Origin of the sequence: Streptomyces torulosus (assembly GCF_001419765.1) — a bacterium.
Lineage (GTDB): Bacteria > Actinomycetota > Actinomycetes > Streptomycetales > Streptomycetaceae > Streptomyces > Streptomyces torulosus.
The window spans coordinates 1-6,087 of the sequence record NZ_LIRK01000258.1 but is presented as its reverse complement, the minus strand read 5'-3'; the positions used below and the strand labels follow the sequence as shown (position 1 = coordinate 6,087).

Here is a 6,087-nt window from a genome sequence, read left to right as displayed (position 1 = left end):
GCGGCGGCACCGGACCGGCGGAGGTCTGTCCGAGCGGCCCGGACGACCAGCGCAGCTCCGGTACGCCGGTCAGCTCGGCGACCAGGCGGTCGCGATGAGCAGAGGTCCCGGCACCCGCACCCGCATCGGTGCCGATCCCGTCAGCGGCATCGGTGTCGGTGTCGGTGTCGGTGTCGGTCAGGGTGTGGTGCAGGCTGCGCTCGATGTACTGGTCGCGCAGGGAGGGCGGTGGTGGCGTCTGGGTCGTGGTGTCCGGGGTGGACCGGCGGGCCGCGGCGTAGGCGGTGCCGAGGTCGCGGGCCAGTACCGACTCCGACCAGCCGTCGAAGGCGATGTGGTGCACCACGACACCGAACACCGTGGTGTTCCTGTCCGTGCCCGTGTCCGCGACGCGGACCAGCGCGGTGCGCCAGACCTCTCCGCCGGGCAGGTCGAGTGCGTCGGTGAGTTCGGCGCGCAGTGAGCGGACGGCCGCGTCGACGGTGGGTTCGTCGGGCAGCGCTTCCAGGTCGGGGGGCGGGATGTCGACGAGGACGGCCGACGGCCTGGGGTCGGCGACGTAGGCGGCGCGCAGCGCCTCGTGCCGTCGGTGGACGGCGGCGACGGCCGCCCGCAGCGCCTCCCGGTCCGGTTCGCCCTCGATGGCCCAGGTGAGCAGGCAGTGCGAGGTGAGGTCGGCGGGGGCGACGAGTTGGCGGGTCAGATAGACGATCTGCATGGGGGTGAGCGGCGTCGTGCCGTCCGCGGCGTGCGGAACGTCGGCGGGCTCGGAGCCCTGAGCGTCCGCCGTGGCCCGCAACCAGTCCGCGAGGGCCGTGACGGTCGTACGGCGGTAGAACTGCGCCACCGGTACGGGGCGACCGAACCGGCCGGCCAGCCGGGCGCAGACCCGGCCCGCGCCGAGGGAGGCACCGCCGAGGTCGGTGAAGGGCACGTCGAGCGGTACGGAGTCGCGGCCGAGGACAGCGGCGAAGGTCTCGGCCACCGCGTCGACGTAGGGATCCGTCGCCGTGTTGTCGACAGGTTGCTTCATCAGCTTGTCGACGGGACGCGTCGACGTGGGGTCCGCGAAGTCCCTGGGGTCGGTGAGGCTCGGCGCGGACGGGGCGGGGACGGCGGTCTCCGCCAGGGCCAGGAGGGCGCGTTCGTCGAGCTTGCCGCGGTCGGTGGTCGGGAAGCCGTCGACGCTGACGAGGGCGACGGGACGCTGGTACGGGACGAGTGCGGCGTGGAGTGCGGGGAGGGCGTCCGTCAGGGGGTCGCCCGGTCGGGTCGGCGTGCAGAACGCGACCAGCTCCAGGCTCGCGCCTGAGTCGTCGGGGCGAGCCAGGACTCGGCAGGAGCGTACGGAGGGCAGCAGTTGCTCCACCTGGCGTTCGACCTCGGCGGGCTCGACGCGATGGCCCCGGATCTTGACCTGGCGGTCGGCCCGGCCCCGGTAGTGCAGCAGCCCGTCCCCGTCCCACTCCACGAGGTCGCCCGTGCGGTAGACACGTACGCCCTCGCCGTCCGGGCCCAGGGGCAGCGTCCGGAACTTCTCGTCGGTCAGGGAGGGGGCGCCGAGGTAACGGAGTGCCAGTCCGGCGCCTGAGACGCACAGTTCGCCGGTCTCCCCCACGGCGCACGGGTGGGTGCCGTCCGGGTCCAGGACGTACACCCGGGTACCGGGGACGGGTCGGCCGAGGGGGATGCCTCCCGGCAGGTCGCAGTCGGCCTCCGTGACGCGATGGGTGGTGGTGAAGACGGTGGACTCGACGGGCCCGTAGCCGTTGACCAGGGCGATGTCCGGGTGCCGGCGCAGGAAGCGGTGGACGTGGGAGACGGAGAGGCGTTCGCCGCCGATGAGCACCTGGCGCAGGCCCTCGAAGGCGTCCGGGTCCTCGTCGACGATCATGTTGAAGAGGCTGCTGGTGAGCCACACCGTGTTCGCCCCGTGGCGGGTCACGCCGGAGCGGAGCGCGGTGGGCGTCAGGTAGGGCTCCTCGGTGATGAGTGAGGTGCCGCCGTTCAGGAGCACCGACCACAGCTCCAGAGAGAAGGCGTCCCAGGAGACGGCCGCGGCCAGAGGCATCACCGTGTCGGCGGTGAAGGCGGCGAAGCCGTCCGGCGGGAAGAGCCGAGCCGTGGCCCGGTGCGGGGTCAGCACGCCCTTGGGGCGGCCGGTGGTGCCCGAGGTGAAGAAGACGCACGCGGGGTCGGCCCCACGGGCGGACACGGGCCGGAAGCCTGAGGGCGCGGCCTCGGCGTACGGCGGCCAGGGCGGCGGTGTCCAGACGGGCAACACCGGTTCTTCCAGGCCGAGTTGCGTGCCGGGGGCTGCGACAGCCAGGGGCGGGGTCAGTTGGGTGCGGATGTCGGCGAGCCGCTGTTCGGGCCAGACGGGGTCGAGCAGCGCGTAGGCCGCTCCCGTCTTGAGGACGGCGATCAGGGCGGCGACGAGGTGTCTGCCGCGCGGCAGCAGGACGGGGACCAGATCGCCGGGGCCCGCCCCGGCCGCGGCGAGGCGCGCGGCCCAGGTGTCGGCGACGCGGTCCAACTCCGCATAGGTGACGGTGTGTTCGCCCTCGATGAGGGCCGGCGCGTCCGGGCGGACCCGGGCGAGGCGGGCGAACGTCTCGTGCAGGCCCTCGTCGGGCGCGACGCTCGGACGCCCCGCGCTCCACTCGGCGTTCGGTTGCAAGCGGTCCCACTCCCCTCGACTGCTCCCACGGCACTCGCACGTTCCCCGCGTACGACGTGGCGCCGGGGCGCTGCTCACGGACACGAGGTCAAGTGGTTGCCAGGATTGACAAGATATTGCCACGCGCTTGTCTTTGCTGGCAACCTGTCGGGGTGTCCCGAAGCCGAAGGTGGTTCTGATGACTCGTGACCGTTCCCTGGACATCGCCGTCACCGGCGTCTCCGCGCGGTTCCCCGGCGCGGCCGATCTCGACGCGTGGTGGACGGCCCTGACCGAAGGCCGTGTGCTGACCACGCGCTACGAGAAGTCCGACCTCCTCGCCGCGGGCGTACCGAAGGAGGTGCTGGACGACCCCGACTACGTTCCCGTCCACGGTCATCTCCCCGACGCCGACCGCTTCGACCACGCGCTGTTCGGGGTGAGCCCGCGCGAGGCCGAGATGATGGACCCGCAGCACCGGCTGATGCTGGAGGTCGCCTGGGCCGCCCTGGAGGACGCCGGAGTCGCTCCCGTCGCCAAGGACGCGGCCCGGGAGGGAGGTGTGCCGAGGACCGCGGTCTTCGCCTCCGCCAGCGGCAGCGGCTATCTGCGCGCGATGGTGGCGAGCGGGGAGCTGGATCCGCTGACGCTGGAGGACGCGATCCACGGCACCGAGCCGGACTTCATGGCGAGCCTCGTCTCGTACAAACTCGGGCTCACGGGGCCCGCCGTGGCCGTGCAGACGGCCTGTTCCTCGTCCCTGGTGGCACTGCACATGGCCGTGCAGTCGCTGCTGAACGGCGACTGCGACCAGGCGCTCGTCGTCGCGGCGGGGGTCCCCTATCCGCAGGCGGGTTACCTCGCCGTGCCGGGCGGGATCCACTCGGCATCCGGGCGGTGCCGTCCGTTCGACGAGCACGCCGACGGCGTCGTGGCCGGGTCCGGAGCGGCGTGCGTCGTCCTGCGGCGGCTCGCCGACGCGCTGGAGGACGGCTCCGACCCGTACGGTGTGGTGCTCGGCACCGCCATCAACAACGACGGTGCGGCGAAGGCGGGTTACTACGCCCCGTCCGTCGGCGGCCAGGAGGAGGTCATCCGGGCCGCACTGTTCGCGGCGGACGTCGACGGCGACACGATCGGCTACCTGGAGACGCACGGCACCGGCACCCGCGTGGGCGATCCCATCGAGTGGTCGGCGGCCTCGGCGGCGCTCAGCGGGGCGGGCGCGGGCCCGGGCACCGTCGCGGTGGGGGCGCTGAAGGCCAACGTCGGCCACCTCGACAACGCGGCCGGGGTGGCCGCCCTGATCAAGGCGCTGCTGGTGCTGAAGAAGGGCGTCGTCCCGCCGGTGGCCGGGTTCAGCCGGCTCAACCCGCTGCTGGAGACGGACGGTTCACCCCTGTACGTGCCCACCGAGTGCGCGCCGTGGACCGGGCCCGAGCCACGCCGGGCCGGGGTCAGCTCCTTCGGGATCGGCGGCACCAACGTCCATGTGGTCGTCGAACAGCCGCCGCCCGCGCCCGTCCGGGAGGAGGCGGATGTACCGGAGGAGACCGGCGTACGGGAGGAGGCCGACGACCAGGGGGAGACCGGCGTACGGGACGGGTCCGACGTACGGGAGGGGCCCGCAGAGAGTGTGCGCCTGGTGCTGGTGTCCGCCGCCGACGCCGACGCCCTGAGCCGCTCGGCCGCCCGGCTCGGCGCGCGGCTGGCCGAGGAGGACCTGCCCCTCGGGGACGTGGCGGCGACGCTCGCCAACGGCCGGGCGGAGTTGTCGGAGCGGCTCGCGGTGACCGGCAGGACCTGTGCCGAGGTGGGGCAGCGGCTGACGCGGGGCGCGGGCGTGGTCCGCGGCAGCCGCCCGGCCTCGGGGCCCGCGCCCGTCGTCCTCGTCTTCCCCGGGCAGGGCACCCAGTACCCCGGCATGGCGGTGCCCGTCGCCGAGGCGCTGCCGTACTTCCCCGCCGCGCTGGACGAGTGCCTCGCGGCGTTCGAGCCGGCGCTCGGCGAACGGATGCGCCGCGCGCTGTTCGACACGGAGTTCCCCGCCGCCGAACTGGCGGAGACGGAGCTGGCCCAGCCCGTCCTGTTCGCCTTCGAGTACGCGGCGGCCACCGCGCTCACCACGCTCGGCGTCTCCCCCGCGGCGCTGGCCGGGCACAGCCTCGGCGAGATCACGGCCGCCTGCGTCGGCGGGGTCTTCGAACTCGCCGACGCGGCACGGCTGGTGACCGTGCGCGGCCGCGCCATGCAGGAGTGCCCGGAGGGCGCCATGCTCGCGCTCGGCTGCGAGGAGGCCCGGGCGCGCGAGCTCCTCGCCGTCTCCGGGCTGGGCCTGGAGCTGGCCGCCGTGAACTCCGCGGACGGCTGTGTGGTGGCCGGTCCCACCGAGGCCGTGACGGAGTTCGAGGCACGCCTCGCCGGCCGTGTCCTCGTACGCCGTCTCGCCACACGGCGCGCCTTCCACACCGCGCTCGTCGAGCCCGCCCTCCCCCTGCTGGTCGAGGCACTCGCCGCCGTCACCGCGCGCCGGCCGGTCGTACCCTTCGCCACCAATGTCACCGGGCGCCTGATCCCGCCGGACTCGGACGTCCGGCCCGAGCTGTTCGTCGACCAGGCCCGGCGCGCCGTCCGGTTCGGTGACGCGATGGCCTCGATCGCCGAGCGCTTCCCCGACGCCCTGGTGGTGGAGGTGGGCCACGGCCGGGTGCTGTCCGCTCTCGCGGAGGCGGCGGGCCTGCCGTCCGTCCCGCTCTCCCCGTCCCGTACGGCCCGCCCCGCTGAGGAGGTGCTCACGGCACTGGGCACCTTGTGGACCCGGGGCCAGCCCCTCCCCCGCCGTGCGCTGTGCCGGCCGGGTGGTCGCCGGGTGCATCTGCCGACCTACCCGTTCGCGGGCCCGCACTGGATCGCCCCGGAGGCCGCGCCGAGGACGGACGCGTCACGGTCCGTCAGGCAGCCGGTGCCGGTGCCCACGCCGGTGTCGGTGACGACGCCAGGGCCGGTGCCTGCGCCGGGGCCTCCCGTGGCCGAGACACCGACCGCACCCGAACCCGCCTCGCCCGCACCTGCGCCCACAGCCACGCCCTCGCCCTCAGCCTCAGCTGCGGCCGCACCCTTGCCCTCGCCCGACGGCACGCCCGCGTCGGCGCCCGCTCCCGCACCCATGCCCGTCGAGGACCCCGCCTCCGTCCTGACCCGCCTCTGGGTGGAGCTGCTCGGGCACGGCGACCTCGGTGAGGAGTCCGACTTCTTCGATCTGGGCGGGGACTCGCTCCTGGCCACTCGCCTCGCGCGAAGGGCGAGCCGGGAGCTGGGCGTCCCGGTCCCCGTCCGCGACCTGATGACCGCCCGCTCCCTGGGCGCGCAGGCCGCCCTCCTGCACGACCTCGCCGCCGGGGAAACACCCCCGGCGGCGAGGTCGTGCA

At 74.3% G+C, this 6,087-nt stretch carries 2 protein-coding genes; one reads left to right on the top strand and one right to left on the bottom strand.

Features of this window, described 5'->3' with window-relative positions; genetic code table 11:
- The coding region (locus AOK23_RS18635; protein WP_055713825.1) for a non-ribosomal peptide synthetase at positions 1-2,680 on the bottom strand (2,680 nt) is incomplete at its 3' end.
- 178 nt (positions 2,681-2,858) lie between these two features.
- Between AOK23_RS18635 and AOK23_RS18630 the strand changes: the two genes are divergently transcribed.
- On the top strand, positions 2,859-6,087 hold a 3,229-nt coding region (locus AOK23_RS18630; RefSeq protein WP_063791359.1), incomplete at its 3' end, for a type I polyketide synthase.